The 19,543-nt window shown below is 63.6% G+C and carries 21 protein-coding genes; 14 read left to right on the top strand and 7 right to left on the bottom strand.

Annotated elements, in window-relative coordinates:
* The first annotated feature begins 159 nt into the window (after positions 1–159).
* The 3 genes from IB267_RS27310 to IB267_RS27300 are packed head-to-tail and all read left to right on the top strand — an operon-like array spanning position 160 to position 3,180.
* Positions 160–750 carry a shikimate kinase gene (locus IB267_RS27310; protein WP_043623123.1) on the top strand — a complete coding sequence of 197 codons (591 nt, stop codon included), beginning with the start codon at positions 160–162 and terminating at the stop codon, positions 748–750.
* Entirely contained in the window at positions 743–1,876 is a 1,134-nt protein-coding gene (gene aroB, locus IB267_RS27305) for a 3-dehydroquinate synthase (RefSeq protein WP_192450657.1), read from the top strand. Before IB267_RS27310 ends, aroB begins: the two co-directional genes overlap by 8 nt.
* Entirely contained in the window at positions 1,873–3,180 is a 1,308-nt protein-coding gene (locus tag IB267_RS27300; protein WP_192450656.1) for an HlyC/CorC family transporter, read from the top strand. The genes aroB and IB267_RS27300 overlap by 4 nt, the downstream gene beginning before the upstream one ends.
* Positions 3,181–3,195: 15 nt before the next feature.
* On the opposite strand, the gene IB267_RS27295 is transcribed toward IB267_RS27300, so the two are convergent.
* Complete coding sequence (locus tag IB267_RS27295) at positions 3,196–3,477, bottom strand: BolA family transcriptional regulator (protein WP_192450655.1); 282 nt, start codon at positions 3,475–3,477, stop codon at positions 3,196–3,198.
* A 148-nt stretch (positions 3,478–3,625) separates the two neighbouring features.
* On the opposite strand from IB267_RS27295, the gene IB267_RS27290 reads away from it, so the two are divergent.
* The 5 genes from IB267_RS27290 to IB267_RS27270 all read left to right on the top strand — a co-directional run bounded on the left by IB267_RS27290 (position 3,626) and on the right by IB267_RS27270 (position 9,233).
* Positions 3,626–4,261: a J domain-containing protein gene (locus IB267_RS27290; RefSeq protein WP_043623112.1), complete on the top strand. Its 636-nt coding sequence runs from the start codon at positions 3,626–3,628 to the stop codon at positions 4,259–4,261.
* Positions 4,262–4,335: 74 nt separating this feature from the next.
* Positions 4,336–5,331: a cobaltochelatase subunit CobS gene (gene cobS, locus IB267_RS27285; protein ID WP_043623109.1), complete on the top strand. Its 996-nt coding sequence runs from the start codon at positions 4,336–4,338 to the stop codon at positions 5,329–5,331.
* A 105-nt stretch (positions 5,332–5,436) separates the two neighbouring features.
* Entirely contained in the window at positions 5,437–7,332 is a 1,896-nt protein-coding gene (cobT, locus tag IB267_RS27280) for a cobaltochelatase subunit CobT (RefSeq protein WP_043623106.1), read from the top strand.
* A gap of 185 nt (positions 7,333–7,517) precedes the next feature.
* Entirely contained in the window at positions 7,518–8,522 is a 1,005-nt protein-coding gene (locus tag IB267_RS27275; RefSeq protein ID WP_192450878.1) for an esterase-like activity of phytase family protein, read from the top strand.
* 258 nt (positions 8,523–8,780) lie between these two features.
* Positions 8,781–9,233 (top strand): GNAT family N-acetyltransferase, encoded by a 453-nt coding sequence (locus IB267_RS27270; protein WP_192450654.1) that lies wholly within the window; start codon positions 8,781–8,783, stop codon positions 9,231–9,233.
* A 103-nt stretch (positions 9,234–9,336) separates the two neighbouring features.
* Here IB267_RS27270 and IB267_RS27265 read toward each other — a convergent pair whose 3' ends face one another.
* Together IB267_RS27265 and rpmB are read right to left on the bottom strand one after the other, a co-directional pair.
* The gene (locus IB267_RS27265) at positions 9,337–9,978 is read right to left on the bottom strand and encodes a queuosine precursor transporter (RefSeq protein WP_192450653.1); all 642 of its coding nucleotides are present in this window, start codon (positions 9,976–9,978) and stop codon (positions 9,337–9,339) included.
* A gap of 171 nt (positions 9,979–10,149) precedes the next feature.
* A complete protein-coding gene (rpmB, locus tag IB267_RS27260; protein ID WP_034806568.1) occupies positions 10,150–10,440 on the bottom strand; it encodes a 50S ribosomal protein L28 in 291 nt (96 codons plus the stop codon).
* A 390-nt stretch (positions 10,441–10,830) separates the two neighbouring features.
* Here rpmB and IB267_RS27255 point away from each other — a divergent pair, with 390 nt between their 5' ends.
* Both IB267_RS27255 and IB267_RS27250 read left to right on the top strand, forming a co-directional pair.
* Complete coding sequence (locus tag IB267_RS27255; protein WP_192450652.1) at positions 10,831–11,607, top strand: DUF3108 domain-containing protein; 777 nt, start codon at positions 10,831–10,833, stop codon at positions 11,605–11,607.
* 96 nt (positions 11,608–11,703) lie between these two features.
* On the top strand, positions 11,704–12,594 hold the full coding sequence (locus IB267_RS27250; protein WP_192450651.1) for a DMT family transporter: 891 nt from the start codon (positions 11,704–11,706) through the stop codon (positions 12,592–12,594).
* A gap of 12 nt (positions 12,595–12,606) precedes the next feature.
* On the opposite strand, the gene IB267_RS27245 is transcribed toward IB267_RS27250, so the two are convergent.
* Positions 12,607–13,044, bottom strand: coding sequence for a cupin domain-containing protein (locus IB267_RS27245; protein WP_192450650.1), 438 nt, complete (start codon positions 13,042–13,044; stop codon positions 12,607–12,609).
* Positions 13,044–13,814 (bottom strand): hydroxyacylglutathione hydrolase, encoded by a 771-nt coding sequence (gene gloB, locus IB267_RS27240; RefSeq protein WP_192450649.1) that lies wholly within the window; start codon positions 13,812–13,814, stop codon positions 13,044–13,046. The genes IB267_RS27245 and gloB overlap by 1 nt, the downstream gene beginning before the upstream one ends.
* 81 nt (positions 13,815–13,895) lie before the next feature.
* Between gloB and IB267_RS27235 the strand changes: the two genes are divergently transcribed.
* From IB267_RS27235 to IB267_RS27225, 3 genes are all read left to right on the top strand, one after another.
* On the top strand, positions 13,896–14,660 hold the full coding sequence (locus IB267_RS27235; protein ID WP_192450648.1) for a class I SAM-dependent methyltransferase: 765 nt from the start codon (positions 13,896–13,898) through the stop codon (positions 14,658–14,660).
* A 143-nt stretch (positions 14,661–14,803) separates the two neighbouring features.
* On the top strand, positions 14,804–15,910 hold the full coding sequence (gene hisC, locus IB267_RS27230; protein WP_192450647.1) for a histidinol-phosphate transaminase: 1,107 nt from the start codon (positions 14,804–14,806) through the stop codon (positions 15,908–15,910).
* Positions 15,910–16,833, top strand: a complete 924-nt coding sequence (locus IB267_RS27225) for a prephenate/arogenate dehydrogenase family protein (RefSeq protein WP_043623081.1) — start codon at positions 15,910–15,912, stop codon at positions 16,831–16,833. The genes hisC and IB267_RS27225 overlap by 1 nt, the downstream gene beginning before the upstream one ends.
* A gap of 63 nt (positions 16,834–16,896) precedes the next feature.
* On the opposite strand, the gene IB267_RS27220 is transcribed toward IB267_RS27225, so the two are convergent.
* Positions 16,897–17,907: a DUF2125 domain-containing protein gene (locus IB267_RS27220; protein WP_192450646.1), complete on the bottom strand. Its 1,011-nt coding sequence runs from the start codon at positions 17,905–17,907 to the stop codon at positions 16,897–16,899.
* A gap of 201 nt (positions 17,908–18,108) precedes the next feature.
* Here IB267_RS27220 and IB267_RS27215 point away from each other — a divergent pair, with 201 nt between their 5' ends.
* Positions 18,109–18,660 (top strand): gamma-glutamylcyclotransferase, encoded by a 552-nt coding sequence (locus IB267_RS27215; RefSeq protein ID WP_192450645.1) that lies wholly within the window; start codon positions 18,109–18,111, stop codon positions 18,658–18,660.
* A gap of 4 nt (positions 18,661–18,664) precedes the next feature.
* On the opposite strand, the gene IB267_RS27210 is transcribed toward IB267_RS27215, so the two are convergent.
* On the bottom strand, positions 18,665–19,456 hold the full coding sequence (locus tag IB267_RS27210) for a 1-acyl-sn-glycerol-3-phosphate acyltransferase (RefSeq protein ID WP_043623076.1): 792 nt from the start codon (positions 19,454–19,456) through the stop codon (positions 18,665–18,667).
* Between the last annotated feature and the right edge of the window lie 87 nt (positions 19,457–19,543).

The raw sequence follows: 19,543 nt of genomic DNA, 5'->3' as shown, positions 1-19,543 counted from the left end.
TTTCAGCGCCCGGAATGAGCGCGCGACGCCGTGGCGGGTGCCAGACCTATATGAACGCCGCTTCCGCCGAGTTCAAGAACCGTGAGCGGACGCGCGCGACGACTTGACGCTACACCCTGATTTGTCGATACCGAAAGGGAATGGGGAATAAGAAGTCCAATGAACGACGTGATCGAACCGGTTTCCGCAACGCTGGCCGAGCGGGCGAAGCTTGTACTCGGTAAACGCAATCTCGTGTTCATCGGCCTGATGGGCGCCGGCAAATCGGCGATCGGTCGCTTGACGGCCCAGGCGCTCGGCATTCCCTTCGTCGATTCCGACCATGAGATCGAGCGCGTCTCGCGCATGACGATCAGCGATCTCTTCGCCCGCTATGGCGAAGACGAGTTCCGGGCACTCGAAACGCGGGTGCTGAAGCGGCTCTTGCGCAGCGGGCCGCGCGTGGTCTCGACCGGTGGCGGCGCGTATATCAACGAGCGTTCGCGCCGCCAGATCAAGAAGGGCGGCCTGACGGTCTGGCTCAATGCCGAACTCGACGTGCTCTGGGAGCGGGTCAACAAGCGCGACACCCGGCCGCTGCTGAAGACCGAGAACCCCAGGCAGACGCTCGAAAACCTCATGAATGCGCGTTACCCGATCTATGCGGAAGCGGACCTGACGGTGCTGTCGCGCGATGTGAAGAAAGAGACGATGGTCGAGGACGTCCTCAACGCCGTCATCGAGTACCAGGACAAGAAGACCCATGAATAGCCATGCGATGCCTGCCGCCGAACGCAAGGTCCGTGTCGACCTCGGTGACCGTTCCTACGATATCCTGATCGGTCCCGGGCTGATCGCCGCCGCCGGCCAAGAGATCGCGGCTCGCCTCAAGGGGCGCAAGATGGCGGTCATCACCGATGAGAACGTCGCGCCGCGCTACCTCGAGCCACTGATGGCGAGCTTGAAGGAGCGCGATATCGACGCCGTGTCGCTGGTGCTTCCCGCTGGCGAGAAGACCAAGAGCTTCGAACATCTGATCCCCGTCTGCGAAACCGTTCTCGGCGCCCGGATCGAGCGCAACGATGCGGTGATCGCGCTTGGCGGCGGCGTCATTGGCGACCTCACCGGCTTTGCCGCCGGCATAGTGCGCCGCGGCTCGCGCTTCATCCAGATCCCGACTTCGCTGTTGGCGCAGGTGGATTCCTCCGTCGGCGGCAAGACCGGCATCAATTCGCCGCATGGCAAGAACCTCATCGGCGTCTTCCACCAGCCGGACCTGGTGCTGGCCGATACCGACGTGCTCGACACGCTGAGTGAGCGCGAGTTCCGCGCCGGCTATGCTGAAGTGGCGAAATACGGGCTGATCGACAAGCCGGACTTCTTTGCCTGGCTCGAGAACAACTGGCAGGCGGTCTTTGCCGGCGGCGCTGCCCGTATCGAGGCGATCGCGGTCAGTTGCCAGGCCAAGGCCGATGTCGTCGCCGCAGACGAGCGCGAGAACGGCCTGCGGGCATTGCTCAACCTCGGCCACACCTTCGGCCATGCGCTGGAGGCGGCAACCGAATATGACAGCGCCCGGCTGGTACATGGCGAAGGCGTTTCGATCGGCATGGTGCTGGCGCATCAGTTTTCGGCGCGCATGAACCTTGCAAGCCCCGACGATGCGTCCCGTGTCGAGGCGCATCTGAGGGCGGTCGGCCTGCCGACGCGCATGGCGGAAATCCCGGGCACGCTGCCGCCGGCCGAACGGCTGATGGATGCGATCGCCCAGGACAAGAAGGTCAAGGGCGGCAAGCTCACCTTCATCCTGACCAGGGGCGTCGGCCAGTCCTTCGTCGCCGATGACGTTCCGTCGTCCGAGGTCCTGAACTTCCTGAGGGAAAAACACCCGCAATGACCGGCGAAGCCTTCATTGCCTTCCTGGCGGAGTATTGGCTGTCGATCCTGTCGGTCTTCTGCCTGCTGTTGCTGTCGGCTTTCTTTTCGGGCTCGGAAACAGCGCTGACTGCCGCCTCGCGCTCGCGCATGCATACGCTCGAAAACAACGGCGAGGAGCGGGCCGGCATCGTCAACCGGTTGATCGAACGGCGCGACCGGCTGATCGGTACGCTTTTGATCGGCAACAACCTGGTCAACATTCTGGCGTCGTCGCTGACGACGAGCCTGCTGATTGGCCTGCTCGGCGACAGCGGTGTGGCGATCGCCACACTTGCGATGACCGTGCTGCTCGTCATCTTCTCGGAAGTGCTGCCGAAGAGCTGGGCGATTGCCTCGCCGGATCGTTTCGCGATCGCCGTGGCGCCCCTCGTTCGCCCCTTCGTTGCGGTCGTTGGACCTCTCTCCAGCCTCGTCAACGGCATCGTGCGTCGGATTCTGAACCTCTTCGGTGTCAATCTCGCCGCCGACATGTCGATGCTTTCGGCGCATGAGGAACTGCGTGGCGCGGTGGATCTGCTGCACCGCGAGGGTTCGGTGATCAAGGCCGACCGCGATCGGCTCGGCGGCGTTCTCGACCTCGGCGAGCTCGAAATCTCCGACATCATGATCCACCGCACCAGCATGCGGGCGATCAATGCCGATGAGCCGCCCGAGGTGTGCGTTCGCGACATCCTCGAGAGCCCGTTCACCCGGCTGCCGGTCTGGCGTGGCTCGACCGACAACATCATCGGCGTCGTGCATTCCAAGGATCTGCTGCGGGCGCTGGCCGAACCCAATGTCGAGCCCGAGAACCTGGATATCGTCAGGATCGCGCAGAAACCCTGGTTCGTGCCGGATACGACCAACCTCAAGGACCAGCTCAACGCGTTCCTGCGCCGCAAGCTGCATCTGGCCATCGTCGTCGACGAATATGGCCAGGTTCAGGGCCTGGTGACGCTGGAGGACATTCTGGAGGAGATCGTCGGCGATATCGCCGATGAGCACGACCTCGATATCCAGGGCGTGCGCCAGGAGGCTGACGGCTCGATCGTCGTCGACGGCTCGGTGCCGATCCGCGATCTCAACCGCGCGCTCGACTGGTCGCTGCCGGACGAGGAGGCGACGACGGTTGCCGGTCTGGTCATCCACGAATCCAAGAGCATTCCCGAGGAGCGCCAGGCTTTCACCTTCCACGGCAAGCGCTTCATCGTGATGAAGCGGGTGAAGAACCGCATCACCAAGCTGCGCATCCGCCCGGCGGAAGAGGGCGCTCCGCCGACCTGATCACCGCGATTGCCTTTACCAGCGGGTCGGCTCGCCGGGGGCGGCTGGCTCGACCGCGAGCGCGTGCAGACCGGCGTCGAGTTCGGGCTTCAGGAGATCGTTGATGGCGCGGTGGCGGGCGACACGGCTCATGCCTGTAAAGGCACTTGAAACGATGCGCACGCGCATATGGGACTCGCCGCTGCCATCGAAGCCCGGCTGATGGCCGGCATGCTGATGGCTCTCGTTGATGACCTCGAGCCGTTCAGGGTGGAAGGCCTCGGTCAGCTTCTTTTCGATGGTCTCGGTGAGCGACATTCTTCCGTCCAATTTTGCTGTTTGCTTGTCGCCCCCTCGCAGCTCCTAAGAACCCGGCAATTGCTGGCACGGCGGCGCAAAATGCCCGCACAAAGCCAGCAACATTCCGCTTTGTCAATTCTTGTTGTGACTCCCGCCAAACCCCATAATGAGCGCCATGAGACTCGATTCAAAATACTTCGATCGCATTCGAACCCGGCGCAAGGTCGAGCCGCAGGCGGAGCCGGCGGCTCCTGTCTGTCAGTGGGACGGCTGCGACCAGAAGGGTGTGCACCGGGCGCCGGTCGGCCGCAACGCCGAGGGGCAGTACTTCATGTTCTGCTTCGAGCACGTGAAGGAATACAACAAGGGCTACAACTTCTTCTCCGGCCTCTCCGACGGCGAGGTCGCCCGCTACCAGAAGGAAGCGATCACCGGTCATCGGCCCACCTGGACCGTCGGCGTCAACAAGAACGCCAAGAACGGCCCGACCCAGTCGCAGACGCGGTCCGGTTCCGCCGGCGCGCAGGCCCGCATGCGCGATCCCTTCGGCTTTGTCAGCGAGGCGCGGGCGCGGTCCGGCCGCCCGGAGCCGCGCCAGCGCAAACTGAAGACGCTCGAGGCCAAGGCCTTCGACACGCTCGGCCTGACCGCCTCGGCGACGACCGCCGACATCAAGGCTGCCTACAAGGATCTCGTCAAAAAGCATCACCCTGATGCCAATGGCGGAGATAGAGGGTCGGAAGAGCGTTTTCGCGCGGTTATTCAAGCCTACCAATTGTTAAAACAGGCTGGCTTCTGCTAACAACGCGGATTATTACAGAAGCACTTTTGCAGGCGAATGCGCGGATGCCGTCCGGTGGCCGCTCTGGAGACATGATGAGCAAGATTGACCTCGACATTTCCAACCTCCCCGACACCACGATTTCCGTCCGGGAGGTTTTCGGCATTGATACGGATTTGCGCGTTCCTGCCTATTCGAAGGGTGACGCCTATGTCCCGGACCTGGATCCGGACTACCTCTTCGACCGCGAAACGACGCTCGCCATTCTCGCAGGCTTCGCCCACAACCGACGCGTGATGGTCTCGGGCTATCACGGCACCGGCAAGTCGACCCATATCGAACAGGTTGCCGCCCGCCTCAACTGGCCGTGCGTGCGCGTCAACCTCGACAGCCATGTCAGCCGTATCGACCTCGTCGGCAAGGACGCGATCGTCGTCAAGGACGGCATGCAGGTCACCGAATTCAAGGACGGCATTCTTCCCTGGGCCTACCAGCACAATGTCGCGCTCGTCTTCGACGAATACGATGCCGGCCGCCCGGACGTCATGTTCGTCATCCAGCGCGTGCTGGAATCCTCCGGCCGCCTGACGCTGCTCGACCAGAGCCGTGTCATCCGTCCCCACCCGGCCTTCCGCCTGTTCGCGACCGCCAACACTGTCGGCCTCGGCGACACGACCGGCCTCTATCACGGCACGCAGCAGATCAACCAGGCGCAGATGGACCGCTGGTCGATCGTCACCACGCTGAACTACCTGCCGCACGACAAGGAAGTCGACATCGTTGCCGCCAAGGTCAAGGGCTTCACCGCCGACAAGGGCCGCGAGACCGTCTCGAAGATGGTGCGCGTCGCCGACCTCACGCGCGCTGCCTTCATCAATGGCGATCTGTCGACCGTCATGAGCCCGCGTACGGTCATCACCTGGGCCGAGAACGCCCACATCTTCGGCGACATCGCCTTCGCCTTCCGCGTGACCTTCCTCAACAAGTGCGACGAGCTGGAGCGGGCGTTGGTCGCCGAGCACTACCAGCGCGCCTTCGGCATCGAGCTGAAGGAAAGCGCTGCCAACATCGTGCTCGAAGCCACCGCCTGATCCCACGGCCTGCCGTCCCTTTGGCGAGGGCGGGCCATGACGCTGTGGCAAACCGGATAATGCCCCGCTGGGGCGTTATCGCCTCTGGCTGAAGAAGGAACTGTCGTGAGCTCGAATTCGAAGGCAAAGCCAACCACGCGCGAGAATGCTGCGGAACCGTTCAAGCGGGCGCTTTCCGGCTGCATCCGATCGATCGCGGGCGATGCCGAGGTGGAAGTCGCCTTCGCCAACGAGCGGCCGGGCATGACCGGCGAACGCATCCGTCTGCCGGAACTTTCCAAGCGCCCGACCCTGCAGGAACTCAGCGTTACGCGGGGCCTCGGCGACAGCATGGCGCTGCGCAAGGCCTGTCACGATGCGCGCATCCACGCGACCATGTCGCCGCAAGGGGCAGACGCCCGCGCGATCTTTGATGCGGTGGAGCAGGCGCGTGTCGAGGCGATCGGTTCGCTGCGCATGGCGGGTGTCGCCAAGAACCTCAACGTCATGCTCGAAGAGAAATACGCCAAGGCGAATTTCGCAACGATCGAGCGGCAGGCCGACGCCCCGCTCGGCGAGGCCGTGGCGCTGCTGGTGCGCGAGAAGCTGACCGGCCAGAAGCCGCCGGCATCCGCCGGCAAGGTGCTCGACCTGTGGCGCGAGTTCATCGAAGGCAAGGCGTCCGGCGATATCCAGAACCTGTCCTCGACGATCAACGACCAGCAGGCTTTCGCCCGTGTCGTTCGCGACATACTGACCTCGATGGACGTCGCCGAGAAATACGGTGACGACGACAACGAGCCGGACGAGCAGGAAAGCGAAACCGACGAAGACCAGCCGCGCAGTCAGGAGCAGGACGAGAACGCCAGCGACGAGGAAGCCGGCGACGATGCTGCCCCTGCCGATGAAAACCAGGCTGCCGAAGAGCAGATGGAAGAAGGCGAGATGGACGGCGCGGAGATCTCCGACGACGATCTCCAGGACGAGGGTGACGAAGACAGCGAAACGCCCGGCGAGGTCAAGCGTCCGAACCAGCCGTTTGCCGACTTCAACGAGAAGGTCGACTACGCCGTCTTTACCCGTGAGTTCGACGAGACCATCGCTTCCGAAGAACTATGCGACGAAGCCGAACTCGACCGGCTGCGCGCCTTCCTCGACAAGCAGCTCGCCCACTTGCAGGGTGCGGTCGGCCGGCTTGCCAACCGGCTGCAGCGGCGCCTGATGGCGCAGCAGAACCGTTCCTGGGAGTTCGATCTCGAAGAGGGCTACCTCGACAGCGCACGCTTGCAGCGCATTATCATCGACCCGATGCAGCCGCTCTCCTTCAAGCGCGAGAAGGACACCAACTTCCGCGATACGGTGGTGACGCTGCTGATCGACAATTCCGGTTCGATGCGCGGCCGGCCGATCACGGTTGCCGCCACCTGCGCCGATATCCTGGCGCGCACGCTCGAGCGTTGCGGCGTCAAGGTCGAGATCCTCGGCTTCACCACCAAAGCCTGGAAGGGCGGGCAGTCACGCGAGAAGTGGCTCGCCGGCGGCAAGCCACAGGCTCCGGGTCGCCTCAACGACCTGCGCCACATCGTCTACAAGTCTGCCGACGCTCCGTGGCGCCGGGCACGCCGCAATCTCGGCCTGATGATGCGGGAAGGCCTGCTCAAGGAAAACATCGACGGCGAGGCGCTGATTTGGGCGCATGAGCGGCTGATGGCGCGGCGCGAACAGCGCCGCATCCTGATGATGATTTCGGACGGTGCGCCGGTCGACGACTCGACGCTGTCGGTCAATCCCGGGAATTATCTTGAGCGGCACCTGCGCGCGGTCATCGAGCAGATCGAAACGCGCTCGCCGGTGGAGCTCCTGGCGATCGGTATCGGTCACGACGTGACGCGCTACTATCGCCGCGCCGTCACCATCGTCGATGCCGACGAGCTCGCCGGCGCGATGACCGAGCAGCTGGCCGCACTCTTCGAGGACGAAAGCCAGCGCCGTGGTCCCTCGCGTCTTCGCCGCGCCGGGTGATCCTTCCCGCTTGGGGGCGGTGGAACATCGCCTCCGAGCTGCCAATCAGCGCCTGCACGCATCGCTGGTGGCCGAAGTCAATTTACGGACATAGTTTTACAGTCTACCAAGCGACAATGCCTGGTGGCGTTGCTATGTTCGCACGCCGCTTCATTCCCGATGCTCCCCTGAAGGTACTTCTCTTGATGCTTGGCCGCGGTCTCCTTGCCCTTTTCCTCTTGGCCTCGGCCTACCCGGCATGGTCCGCTTCCGATAGTGAAGACTTGCCGATCCGCAGCCGTCAGATCAGCTCTTTCGAGGTCGGCTCCAGCGCCACCCGGTTCGGCGCCCTGGAGTTTCTCGGCGGCCTGGAGATGACCTCGTCAAATCCCTTGTTCGGCGCCGTCTCCGCGATCCGTTTTCGTCCTGACGGCAGCTCTTTCGTCGCCGTCATGGACACCGGCCACTGGCTGGAAGGGGCCGTGACCCGTGACGAGCAGGGGAGGCTTTCCGGGATCACCAACCTGACCGCCACACCGATGGCGGATCGCAACGGCGATGTGGGCCTTGCGAAATGGAAGGTGGATTCGGAAGGGCTTGCTCTTCGTGACGGCCAGGCGATCGTCAGTTACGAGCAGGCCCATCGCATCGACATCTACCCGGATCCGGGCTTTGCCGGCTCGAAGCCGATCGGAAGCCTGGCATTGCCGTTCCCGATCAGCGAGCTGCGCAGCAATGCCGGCATCGAAACGATTGCCGTCTCGCCGAAAGACAGCCCGCTTGCAGGCGCGATGATCGCCATTGCCGAGCGCAGTGTCGACAAGGCGGACAATCTTCTTGCCGGCATCCTGGACGGACCGCAACGCGGCGCATTCAGCGTCGTGCGCAAGGATCCCTATGCGGCGACCGATGGCGCCTTCCTGCCGAACGGCGACCTGCTTCTCCTGGAGCGGTGTTTCTCCTTCGGTTCGGGGCTCGGCATGCAGATCCGCCGGATCCCTGGCGACAGGATCAAGCCCGGTGCGGTCGTCGACGGCGACGTCGTCTTCGAGGCGGACATGCGCTACCAGATCGACAACATGGAGGGCCTCGACGTCGTCGTGCGCCCCGACGGCGAAGTGCGGGTCATCGTCGTTTCCGACGACAACCATTCGATCCTGGAGCGCAACCTGATGCTGGAGTTCCGGCTCAACACCGCGCTGACGCAGTAAGCCAACGCCTGAAAGGCGCGATCTCCGCCCGGTCGTGCGGAGATCCGGTCAAGAACCGGCGGACGATCGGGCCGTCTCGCGTGGCTAAGCCGCGGATCGGCCGGCACGATGCTTGACCGCGTCTCGGCAAAGGCCTATTGGCCGATTGTCCGTTGAAGGAGATTTATGCGCAGAGGCTGAAAATTTACCCGCATTTGCGGTTGTTCAAGGCGCCCAACAGGCGTCCCTCTTGACGCATATCTATTGAACGGAAAAACCATGAAAAATATGGATGTAATGATCCGCGCCTACCGGGCTGCGGATATGGAAGAACTATCTGCCATCTGGTTCGAGGCCTCGATCACGGCGCACGCATTTGTCGGCGAAGCGCGGTTGCGCGAACAGCGCGTATTGATCGAGACCGTCTATCTGCCGAACGCAGAGACATGGGTCGCCACCCGCGGCGACGAACCGGCCGGGTTCGTCAGCCTGCTCGACGATTTCATCGGCGGGCTCTTCGTGTCGCCGCGACATCAGGGTGCCGGCATTGGCCGCTTGCTGGTTTCGCATGCCCTGCGGTTGAAGGGGCAGCTCCGCCTGGAGGTCTACACGGCCAACGCACAGGCCTATGCCTTCTACGAGAAGCTCGGCTTTGAAGAACAGACCCGGCGGTCGGAAGACGACGAGGGGCTGCCATTCGAAAACGCGCAGATGCTCCTGAGGCAGCGCTAGCAGGCGCGGCGCGGGGAAGGGCGGCTGCCGCTCTTCCCCGCGCCCGGCAATCGATGCCCGGTCACCCCTTAGGCGCGGGCCGAGGCTTGCCGCCAAGCGGCCTTCAGGCCGCCTGCTTTTCCGCTGCGGGCATGGGCTTCACGATGCTCATCAGCGCGCCATAGGGGAGCAGCATGACGAGGCCGCAGAGGATCTTCACGCTCAGGTCGCCGATCGCCCAGGAGATCCAGCGCGGTGCTTCAGCCGCGAGCACGCCGAGCAGCGGCGCGGTCTCCAGCGCAAAGCTGTCGTTCGGGCCGAAGAATACGAAGAACGGTGCGAACGCAAAGGAGAAGAACATTGCGGTATCGAGCGCCGAGCCGATCAGCGAACCTGCCAGCGGCGCATGCCACCAGCTCTGACGGCGGAGCTTGTTGAACACCGAGATGTCCAGCAGCTGACCGAACAGGAAGGCCGAGCCTGAGGCGATCGCGATGCGCGGCGTGGCGGCGACGAAGGAGAGCAGGATGGCGACGATGAAGCCTGCGACCACCACACGGCGCGCGATGCGCGGCCCGAACTGGCGGTTGGTAAGGTCGGTCACCAAGAAGGCGAAGGGGTAGCTGAAGGCGCCCCAGGTCAGGAGATCGCCGAGCTGCATGCCGGCAATCGAGCCTGGCAGCGGAAACTGAACGAGGATGTTGGAGGCGACGACCACGAGGGTCATCAGCGCGACATAGACGAAGAACGTGCGGTTGATCAGCATTTTTTTATCCTGGGGTATGCCACCAGCTAGAGGGATGAAAGCAGGGTAGTGCACCCGGCCGATGAAGGCAAAAGCGCGTATCGGTTAAGAAACGCGCGCACGAGAAAAAGGCTTGCCGGATAAACCCGCAAGCCTTTTAAACGCGTGTCAAAGACGGTGCGCTGGCGCCGATTAGGCGGCTTCAGCAACCTTCTTGACGATCTGGCGACGCAGCAGGCGAGCGCGCATGCTCAGCTCGTTCTCGTCCGACTTCAGCAGGAAGGCGTCGAGGCCGCCACGGTGTTCAACCGAGCGGAGAGCTGCTGCGGAAACGCGCAGGCGGTAGCGCTGGCCGAGAGCATCGGAAATCAGCGTGACGTTGCACAGGTTCGGGAGGAACCGGCGCTTGGTCTTGTTGTTGGCGTGGCTTACATTGTTGCCCGACTGGACGCCTTTGCCGGTCAATTCGCAACTACGGGACATAGTACACCTATTCTCTTTTATCGCCGGCGGACAATGCGGTAGCGGGCCCAGAGCCCAGGCCGCGTTCCTATTGGCCATTATTGGAAAGTCGCGGTTCTATAGTCAGAGACGGCTCGTCCGTCAAGCCAAACCTCTTGCATTCTCGGAAAACCGCGGATTTTCCCGGCAGTTCTTCACATCCGAAGCGCTGTCTGGGCAAGAATAATGCCTCACGAGACCCATTCCAAGCGGTTTTGTATGCGCTATTTCTTAATTGAGGACACACGACGGTTTGGTTCCGTGATCGGACCGACCGCGTAGCCGGCGGCAGCGAAATGGGCGCAGAAAAGCCGTAAATACCCTGCATTTCAGGGTATTGCGGCAATATTCAAGTGATGGATTTCTTCGGGCATGAAGTTGCGAAATGGTTTTCGCGGGGCAATGCTGCTTTCCGTGGTCTTGTTTTCCACAGCATCATCGGCCGCCGATGTCGAACATCTGACGGATTACAGCATCTCGCTGGCCGGTCTGCCGGTGGCGCGCGCCTCATTCCACACCGAGGTTCAGAAGAATCGTTACACGATATCGGGGACGCTGAAATCGGCGGGCCTGCTCGATATCCTCAGCCGCACGTCGGGCCAGACGCAGGTTTCCGGCGTCGTCGACAAGGATTACCTGCGCGCCTCGCAGTATTCTATGTCCTATCGCAGCGGTTCCAAGAGCCGGGCGATCAGCGTTACCTACCGCAACGGCAATGTTGTGCATGCGAGCATGACGCCGAAGCGAACGCCTTTGCCGAAGAACTGGGTGCCGGTCACCTCGCGCGACATGCGCAACGTGCTCGATCCGCTTTCGGGCCTGATCATTCCCGCGGAGGCGCGCGTCTGCCCCAACACGCTGCCGATCTTCGACGGCGAGTCGCGGCTCGACATCAAGCTTTCGCCGAAGGGCACCAGGCCTTTCAAGACGAAAGGCTTCGAAGGCGAGGTGATCGTCTGCGGCATCCGCTTCGTGCCGAAGGCCGGCTACAAGAAGGGCCGCGAAGACGTCGAGTATCTGCGGCGTCTGCAGACGATGGAGATCTGGTTTGCCAAGGCGCCGACCGTGAACGTCTATGCTCCCGTCTATGTCCGCATCCCAACCAAGCTCGGACCGGTCACGGTCTCGGCGACGCGATTTGGTGGTTGACGCGCGATCGCGTGCAACTAAAAGGTTAAATACCACCAAGCACCGTGATTTTGACGGCGCAGGTTTCCGTTAGAGAAATCGCGCCAGGGGACGACAATGAAACTCAAGGCAACTCTAATCGGTTTTTCGGCCATCCTGATGTGGTCGCTGCTTGCGCTGTTCACGGCCGCATCGGGCAAGATGCCGCCATTTCAGCTTTCGGCGATCTGTTTCCTGATCGGCAGCCTGCCCGGTCTTGCGGTGCTGGCAGCGAAACCGGAGCGCCTGGCGCTGCTGAAGCAACCGGCGAAGGTCTGGATCACCGGCATTGCCGGCCTGTTCGGCTATCACTTCCTCTACTTCACGGCGCTGCGCAATGCGCCGGCCGTGGAAGCAGGTCTGATCGCCTATCTTTGGCCGCTCTTGATCGTCGTCGGTTCGGCACTGCTGCCGGGTGAGCGGCTGCGCTGGTATCACATCACCGGTGCGCTGGCGGGCCTTGCCGGCACGATCCTGATCGTCGCGCGCAATGGTGTGGCCTTCGACGATGCCTATCTCATCGGCTATGGCGCGGCCTTCCTCTGCGCCTTTACCTGGTCCGGCTATTCGCTGATCACCCGCCGCTTCGAGGCGGTCTCCACCGATGTGGTCACCGGTTTCTGCCTCGCGACCTCGATCCTCTCCTTCGTCTGTCACCTGGCGCTCGAAACGACGGTCTGGCCGGAAACGACCTTCGAATGGCTGGCAGTCGCCGGCCTCGGCCTCCTGCCGGTCGGCGCGGCCTTCTATGCCTGGGACTTCGGGGTGAAGAACGGCAACATCCAGCTTCTCGGCGTTTCGAGCTATGCGGCACCGGTGCTCTCGACGCTGATCCTGATCCTCTTCGGCTTTGCCGAGCCGTCCTGGCGCATTGCGCTCGCCTGCCTGTTCGTCACCGGCGGCGCGGTGCTCGCCGCCCAGGATCTGATCTTGCGCAAGAATGCCGCGGCCACCCAGCCGGCGGAGTAGCCCGAAAGACGGCTATCGGGTCGGCGGCTGCCAGTCGGGGGTTGCCATCTCGAAGGCGGCAAAATCGAAGCCCGGCGCGACCGTGCAGCCGACCAGCGTCCAATCACCCAACGACGCGGCCGACTGCCACCAGTTGGCCGGGACGATCCCCTGCGGCTGCTCGCCCTCCCGGATATCAGGCCCAAGCCGCAGCGTCGCGGCGGGTTTCCCGTCCTCGGCGATGCTGAGTTCGAGCGGCGCGCCGGCGTAGTAGTGCCAGATCTCGACAGCATCGCGGACGCGGTGCCAGTGTGAACGGTCGCCACGCTCGAGCAGATAATAGATCGCCGTCGAATGGCTCCGCGGGCCGCCGGCCTTATCGCGGAAGGTTTCGATGTACCAGCCGCCCTCCGGATGGCGCGCCAGACCGAGCGCCGCAATGACCTCTGCAGCCGTCTGGGCCGCAGCCATCAGAAATTATCCTTCCGCTTGCGGATTTCCGCAAAGACGGCGGCATCGTCGGCGTCTCGCATGCCGAGATGGGCGCGAATGCCGGAATCGGCGGCGCGCAGGAACGGGTTTGTGCGTTTTTCCAGGCCGATCGTCGTCGGTGCGGTGAAGCCGCCGTCGCAGCGGATTTCCTCGATCTCGGCAGCGCGCGCCTTGAGTTCGGCGTTCTCAGGGTCGACCGTGACCGCGAAGCGGGCATTGGAGAGCGTGTATTCGTGTCCGAAATAGACGGTCGTGTCGTCCGGCAACGCCATCAGCCGGCTCAGAGACTGCCACATGGTCGCTGGCGTCCCCTCGAACAGTCGACCGCAGCCGAGCGCAAACAGCGTGTCGGCGGCAAAGAGAAGCTTGTCCTCTGGGAAATGGAAACAGATATGGCCGGCGGTATGGCCCGGCGTCTCGATCACCTCGATGGCGCGGCCTGCAAAGTCGAAGCGGTCGCCATGACGCACGGTCTTGTCGAGGCCCGGAATTTTTGCGGCCTCGCTGAACGGACCCACGATGGTTGCGCCGAAGCGGGCTTTCAACGCGTCATTGGCCGCGACGTGGTCGCCATGATGATGCGTCGTGAAGATATGGGTGAGCGTCCAGCCGCGGCGTTCCAGCGCCTCCAGGATCGGCGCCTCCTCGGGCGCATCGATCGAGGCGGTCAGGCCGCTTTCGGGGTCGTGGATCAGCACGCCGAAATTGTCGGTGCGGCAGAGGAAAAGATCGAGTTCGAGCGCGGCCATGGCAGGTCCTCCGGTCGCGAAAGGGGAGATGCTGCCGAATGTAGCGAGCCTTACCTTGAAGTCTACCGCTTCGAAGCTAACATGTTGCGAATGCATACCGATATTGTCGATCTTCGCGAATTCTATCACTCCGAGCTTGGCCGGATGGCGGAGCAATCCGTCACCATGGCGCTTTCGTCCGTCTGGGCGCGCCTGCCGGACGAGCGGCTGGTCGGCCTCGGTTATGCCGTTCCCTATCTCGAACGGTTCCGCAAGGACACGGAGCGCACCTTCGCCTTCATGCCCGCGGGTCAGGGTGCGGTGAACTGGCCGGTCGCCGAGCTTTCCTCGACGGCGCTGGTGTTCGACGAGGAGTTGCCGCTGCCGGACGCGTCGATCGACCGGGTGCTGATGGTGCATTCGCTGGAATTCGCCGAAAGTCCGCGCGAGACGATGAAGGAGATCTGGCGGGTGCTGGCGCCGGGCGGGCGGCTCGTGATCGTCGTGCCCAACCGGCGCGGCGTCTGGGCACGCATGGAGCATACGCCCTTCGGTTCCGGCCGGCCCTATTCGCGCGGGCAGCTGACGGCGCTGTTGCGCGAGACAAACTTCACGCCGGGGGCTACGGCCGACGCGCTGTTCTTCCCGCCGTCGAAGCTCCGGGCGATCCTGCGGCTGCGGCGGGGCTTCGAGCGGCTCGGCCGCTGGCTCTGGCCGGTCTTTTCCGGCGTCATCGTCGTCGAGGCGCAGAAGCGGCTTTACCAGGGGCTGCCGGTCGCAGCCCGCGCGTCCCGCCGCGTCTTCGTGCCGGTGCTGGCGCCACAGGGCGTGCCGAGCACGCGCGAACAGCCACGCCTCACCCGATAAGGCTTACGTCCAGGCGGCGGACCCTCGACAAAAGCCGCTTGCGCCGGTAATGGCTTGACCTCTTTTCCTGCCATAGCGCCCCGCGCCTCCCAAGGCGCGACAAAGGTCGCTGTGCACCTTGATGGCCATAGAAAGCTGACCCGATGAGCCTTGCTTCGAAGAGCCCTGAGCCGCGTTCCGGCATCCTCGATATCGACGCCTATGTACCGGGCAAGGAGCATGCGCCGGGTGTCGCCAAGGTGCATAAGCTGTCGTCGAACGAGACGCCGCTCGGTGCCAGCCCGAAGGCGATCGAAGCCTTCCAGGCGGCGGCCTTCAATCTGGAGCGTTATCCGGATGGCCAGGCCAAGGCGCTGCGTGAGGCGATCGGTGCGGTTCACGGGCTCAACCCGGCAAACATCATGTGCGGCAACGGTTCCGACGAATTGCTCGCTCTTGTCTGCCGCACCTATCTTGGTCCCGGTGACGAGGGCATCATCACGGAGCACGGGTTCCTGGTCTACAAGATCGAGATCCTGGCGTCGGGCGCGACGCCCGTGACCGTCAAGGAAAGGGATGCGCGCGTCGACGTCGATGCCATTCTGGCGGCCGTGACCGAGCGGACCAAGATGGTCTTTCTCGCCAATCCCGCCAATCCGACCGGCACTTACATCCCCGTCGACGAAGTGCGCCGGCTGCATGCGGGCCTGCCGGACGGCGTACTCCTGGTTCTCGATGCGGCCTATGCCGAATATGTGCGCCGCAACGACTATGCCGCCGGGGTTGAGCTGGTTTCGGCCAGCCGCAACGTGGTGATGACCCGCACCTTCTCGAAGATCTATGGTCTCGCGGGCCTCAGAATCGGCTGGATGTATGCGCCGGCGGAGGTGATCGACGCCGTCAACCGGGTCCGGGGCCCCTTCAATCTCAGCGCGCCCTCCATCGCGGCGGGTGCTGCGGCGATCCGTGACCAGGCCTTTGTCGCAACGGCGGTTGATCACAACCTCACCTGGCTTGCCCGCGTTGCCGAAGCGCTCGCCGCGATCGGTCTTCGCATCACGCCCTCGGTCACGAATTTCGTGCTGATCCATTTTCCCGACGAGCCCGGCAAGCGGGCGGAGGAGGCCGACGCGTTCCTGACCCACCGCGGCTTTATCCTGAGGGCGGTCCGCAGCTACGGCTTTCCCAATGCCTTGCGCATGACCATCGGCTCTGAAGAAGCCAACGAAGGCGTCATCGCGGCGCTGACCGAATTTATGGGACGGAAATAATGGCTCAGCAGTTTGAAACGATCGCCCTTATCGGCATTGGTCTCATCGGTTCGTCGATCGCGCGCGAAATCCGCGAGAAGCAGCTTGCCGGCACGCTCGTCGTCTCGACGCGCAGCGAGGCGACGCTGAAGCGGACGCAGGAACTCGGGCTCGGCGATCGCTATACGCTGTCGGCCGCCGATGCCGTTCGCGATGCGGACCTCGTCATCGTGTCGGTCCCGGTCGGCGCGTCCGGCGCGGTTGCCGCCGAGATCGCAGCGCATCTGAAGCCGGGCGCCATCGTCACCGACGTCGGCTCGACCAAGGGCTCGGTGATTGCGCAGATGGCGCCGCATTTGCCCGAGAATGTGCATTTCGTGCCGGGGCACCCGATCGCCGGTACCGAGCATTCCGGTCCGGATGCGGGCTTCGTCGGGCTCTTCCGCGGCCGCTGGTGCATCCTGACGCCGCCGGAAGGCGCTGACGGCGAAGCGGTGGCGCGGCTCAGGCTTTTCTGGGAAACGCTCGGCTCGATGGTCGAGGAGATGGACGCCGAACACCACGACAAGGTGCTGGCGATCGTCTCGCACCTGCCGCACATCATCGCCTACAACATCGTCGGCACGGCGGACGATCTCGAGACCGTCACCGAATCCGAAGTCATCAAATATTCGGCTTCGGGCTTCCGAGACTTCACGCGCCTGGCGGCATCCGACCCCACCATGTGGCGCGACGTCTGCCTGCACAACAAGGATGCGATCCTGGAGATGCTGGCGCGGTTTTCGGAAGATCTTGCCTATCTGCAGCGGGCGATCCGCTGGGGAGATGGCGACAAGCTGTTCGATCTCTTCACCCGCACCCGGGCCATTCGCCGCTCGATCATCCAGGCAGGCCAGGACACGGCGATGCCGGACTTCGGCCGCCATGCCATGGACCAGAAATAGCCTTGAGCAGGCCGGGGAAGACCGTGGAGCAGTCTTCCTTCCTGTGCGGTTTATACCCGTGGCCTAGAGGGTCGGCAGGACGCCGATCGGGATGAAGGCGAGGAACGCCGTGCCGTCGCGCACGTTGAGCTTCACGGTCGCCTCGTTCTTGCCGTTGGCGAGCGCCTTCAGCATGTTGGTGGTGTTGTCGACGAGATTGGCGTCATCCGGGATCAGGGTGACCAGATTGGCGCGCCAGGCTTCGATGTTGGTCATCGTCAGCGAGAACTCGCCGGAAATCAGCCCCTGATCGTTGACCGAGAACGGCCCGGAAAGCTTGGCGTTCATGCCGGAGCCGAGGTCGAGGGTAAGCTGGCGCAGTTCGCCCTTGCTGCCGCGAAACATCTCCGGCGTCGGCGGGGCCGTCATCCACCCGGCCCGGTCGGTGAAGGTCAGGTCCGCGGCGACGGTTGCCGGCGGCGCGAGGCTCGGGCCTTCTTCGGGCCGAACGTCGAGCTTGTCGACGCTCAAGGCGGCGTCGAGGTCCGCGCCGTTCTGGCGCAGGTGCACTTCGCCGTGGCTGGCGCCGAAGCCGAGGCCGTCGCCCGAGAGCGGAAGGCGCAAGCGGCCGGTGAGGTTGTCGTAGGTGAGCGACGTTTGGTCGACACCGGACAGGGTCGCGCGCACGCTCGCATGCAGCAGCGTCCAGTCGGCAAACACGTTGAGGCCAGGGGAAGCCCGGATCTCGGCCGGGCCATCGAGCTCGATCACCGCATGGCCTGGCTGGTAGACCTGGGCGGCGGTCCTCAGTGCTCCAAAGGAAGCAGAGGTGCCGTTGCGGGTGTCGTCGAGATGCACCTTGTCGCAGAAGAGGCCGATGCGGAACGGGAAGCCACGCACGTCCATGTTGGTGCATTCGCCGCCGAGGCCGGCCGCCTGTCCTTCGGCGAGGCGGGTCGTTAGCCGCTTCTCGATCTGGTCGGCGGCAAAGAACCAGCCGGCTGAATAAACGCCGGTGACAAGCACGATGCCTGCCATGAGCCAGCGGAATTTCCGGCTGACCGGCGATGGGTTGGAGACTGCGGTGGCCGACATGGGCGCGGGTACCTCACTCAAAACAGGATGGAGGCTGCCTTTCGGGTGGCGCCGTCGATCCGCAAAACTATTCTTTCCTTCGGCCGCAGGAGGACGAGCTTGTCTCTTTCGTGCCGGGATGCTGTGCCGTAGAAACCGAAATGGCTCACCGTCCCACGCGACCGATCGTGATTCGGCAGTGAGAACAGCAGCGCGGGTTGAATGACAGTGGATATGGACGAATTTTGGGTCTTTGGCTACGGCTCGCTGATGTGGAACCCGGGCTTTGCGTTCGAGGAGAAGCGGACGGCGCGCGCCTTCGGATTTCGCCGCTCGCTCTGCGTGCGTTCCTGGGTTCACCGCGGCACCGAGCAGCGGCCGGGGCTGGTGCTCGGGCTCGACCGTGGCGGCTCCTGCATCGGGACGGCGTTTCGCGTCCAACGCGGACAGCAGGCCGATGTCGTCGACTATCTGCGCGAGCGCGAACTGGTGACCCACGTCTACAAGGAGCGCACCATGCCGGTGCTGCTCGCCGACGGCCGCCGCGTGCCGGCGCTCGCCTATGTCATCGATCGCGGCCATGTCCAGTATGCGGGCGCGCTGACGACTGCGGAGGCGGCCGGCATCGTCTCGGTTTCGACCGGAAAATCCGGGCCGAACAGCGAATACGTGTTCAATACGCTCGCCCATCTCAAGGAAATGGGCATCCGCGATCATTGGCTGGAAGAGGTGGTCGGATTGCTGCGGCAGGCGCCGCATCCGGCAGGGCTCTGAAGGATCAGGCCCGGCCTTCGGCCTTCAGTTCCTTCATCCGCTGCTCGGCGGTCGGCGGCAGCGGTACGTGCGGATTGGCCTTCACCGTTTCGACGAGCAGTTCGTCACTGGCCTTTTCCGTTACCTCGACAAGCTTCTTGAGGAAAGCGTCCGGGTCCATGCCGGCCTCGACTGGCGGCAGGATGCGGACCTTGAAGTGGCCCGGAAAGCGCAGGAACTTGCGGCGCGGCCAGAACAGGCCCGGATGCATGGCGACCGGTACGACCGGCACGTTCAGATCGCGATAGAGGCGGGCGATGCCGTACTTGTATTCCGGCGGCGCGCCCGGCGGACGACGGGTGCCTTCCGGGTAGATGATGAGCTCGCGGCCCGTCGCCATTTCCTGCTTGGTGCGATCCATGACGCTGGTCATCGCCTTCCCGCGCGCCGCGCGGTTCACCGGCACCATGCGCTGCTTGAGGATGTACCAGCCGAAGAGCGGGATCCAGGTCAGTTCGCGCTTCAGGATGTAGAAGGGGTCGTTCAGCCACGGCAGCAGCGCGTAGGCGTCCCAGAAGGACTGGTGCTTGGGCGCGAAGATGTAGGGGCCGTTCGGAATGTTCTCCAGGCCTTCGATTTCGAAAGTCGTGCCGACCATCTTTTCCAGGAGCCAGTGGTTGCTGCGCACCCAGTTCTTCGGCACGAACCACGCCTTCTTGCGCGGCAGCAGGAAGTAGATCGGGGTCAGCACGATCATCTGCACGATCAGATTGGCGTAGAACACCACGTTGAAAAGGATCGAACGCAAGACGATCATCAGGCACGCTCTCGTAGGCGAGGTCTCAAGGGGACCGGCGTCTTTGAGCCGGTTGATCGCTGCCTACACGATTAAGTGCTGAAGGAA

Source organism: Ensifer sp. ENS09 (assembly GCF_014852425.1).
GTDB lineage: Bacteria > Pseudomonadota > Alphaproteobacteria > Rhizobiales > Rhizobiaceae > Ensifer.
The sequence above is the reverse complement of the archived record's forward strand: the minus strand, read 5'-3'. Positions and strand labels throughout refer to the sequence as shown.

Bases quoted from the DNA above. Each gene is read 5' to 3' on its own strand.
- IB267_RS27210 (WP_043623076.1), bottom strand. From the start codon at position 19,456: ATGATCGTCTTGCGTTCGATCCTTTTCAACGTGGTGTTCTACGCCAAT.
- IB267_RS27220 (WP_192450646.1), bottom strand. From the start codon at position 17,907: ATGTCGGCCACCGCAGTCTCCAACCCATCGCCGGTCAGCCGGAAATTC.
- IB267_RS27290 (WP_043623112.1), top strand. From the start codon at position 3,626: ATGAGCGCCATGAGACTCGATTCAAAATACTTCGATCGCATTCGAACC.
- IB267_RS27275 (WP_192450878.1), top strand. From the start codon at position 7,518: ATGCTTGGCCGCGGTCTCCTTGCCCTTTTCCTCTTGGCCTCGGCCTAC.
- IB267_RS27310 (WP_043623123.1), top strand. From the start codon at position 160: ATGAACGACGTGATCGAACCGGTTTCCGCAACGCTGGCCGAGCGGGCG.
- IB267_RS27245 (WP_192450650.1), bottom strand. From the start codon at position 13,044: ATGGCTGCGGCCCAGACGGCTGCAGAGGTCATTGCGGCGCTCGGTCTG.
- IB267_RS27255 (WP_192450652.1), top strand. From the start codon at position 10,831: ATGAAGTTGCGAAATGGTTTTCGCGGGGCAATGCTGCTTTCCGTGGTC.
- IB267_RS27225 (WP_043623081.1), top strand. From the start codon at position 15,910: ATGGCTCAGCAGTTTGAAACGATCGCCCTTATCGGCATTGGTCTCATC.
- IB267_RS27250 (WP_192450651.1), top strand. From the start codon at position 11,704: ATGAAACTCAAGGCAACTCTAATCGGTTTTTCGGCCATCCTGATGTGG.
- aroB (WP_192450657.1), top strand. From the start codon at position 743: ATGAATAGCCATGCGATGCCTGCCGCCGAACGCAAGGTCCGTGTCGAC.
- IB267_RS27300 (WP_192450656.1), top strand. From the start codon at position 1,873: ATGACCGGCGAAGCCTTCATTGCCTTCCTGGCGGAGTATTGGCTGTCG.
- IB267_RS27215 (WP_192450645.1), top strand. From the start codon at position 18,109: ATGACAGTGGATATGGACGAATTTTGGGTCTTTGGCTACGGCTCGCTG.
- hisC (WP_192450647.1), top strand. From the start codon at position 14,804: ATGAGCCTTGCTTCGAAGAGCCCTGAGCCGCGTTCCGGCATCCTCGAT.
- IB267_RS27270 (WP_192450654.1), top strand. From the start codon at position 8,781: ATGAAAAATATGGATGTAATGATCCGCGCCTACCGGGCTGCGGATATG.
- IB267_RS27295 (WP_192450655.1), bottom strand. From the start codon at position 3,477: ATGTCGCTCACCGAGACCATCGAAAAGAAGCTGACCGAGGCCTTCCAC.
- gloB (WP_192450649.1), bottom strand. From the start codon at position 13,814: ATGGCCGCGCTCGAACTCGATCTTTTCCTCTGCCGCACCGACAATTTC.
- cobS (WP_043623109.1), top strand. From the start codon at position 4,336: ATGAGCAAGATTGACCTCGACATTTCCAACCTCCCCGACACCACGATT.
- IB267_RS27265 (WP_192450653.1), bottom strand. From the start codon at position 9,978: ATGCTGATCAACCGCACGTTCTTCGTCTATGTCGCGCTGATGACCCTC.
- rpmB (WP_034806568.1), bottom strand. From the start codon at position 10,440: ATGTCCCGTAGTTGCGAATTGACCGGCAAAGGCGTCCAGTCGGGCAAC.
- IB267_RS27235 (WP_192450648.1), top strand. From the start codon at position 13,896: ATGTTGCGAATGCATACCGATATTGTCGATCTTCGCGAATTCTATCAC.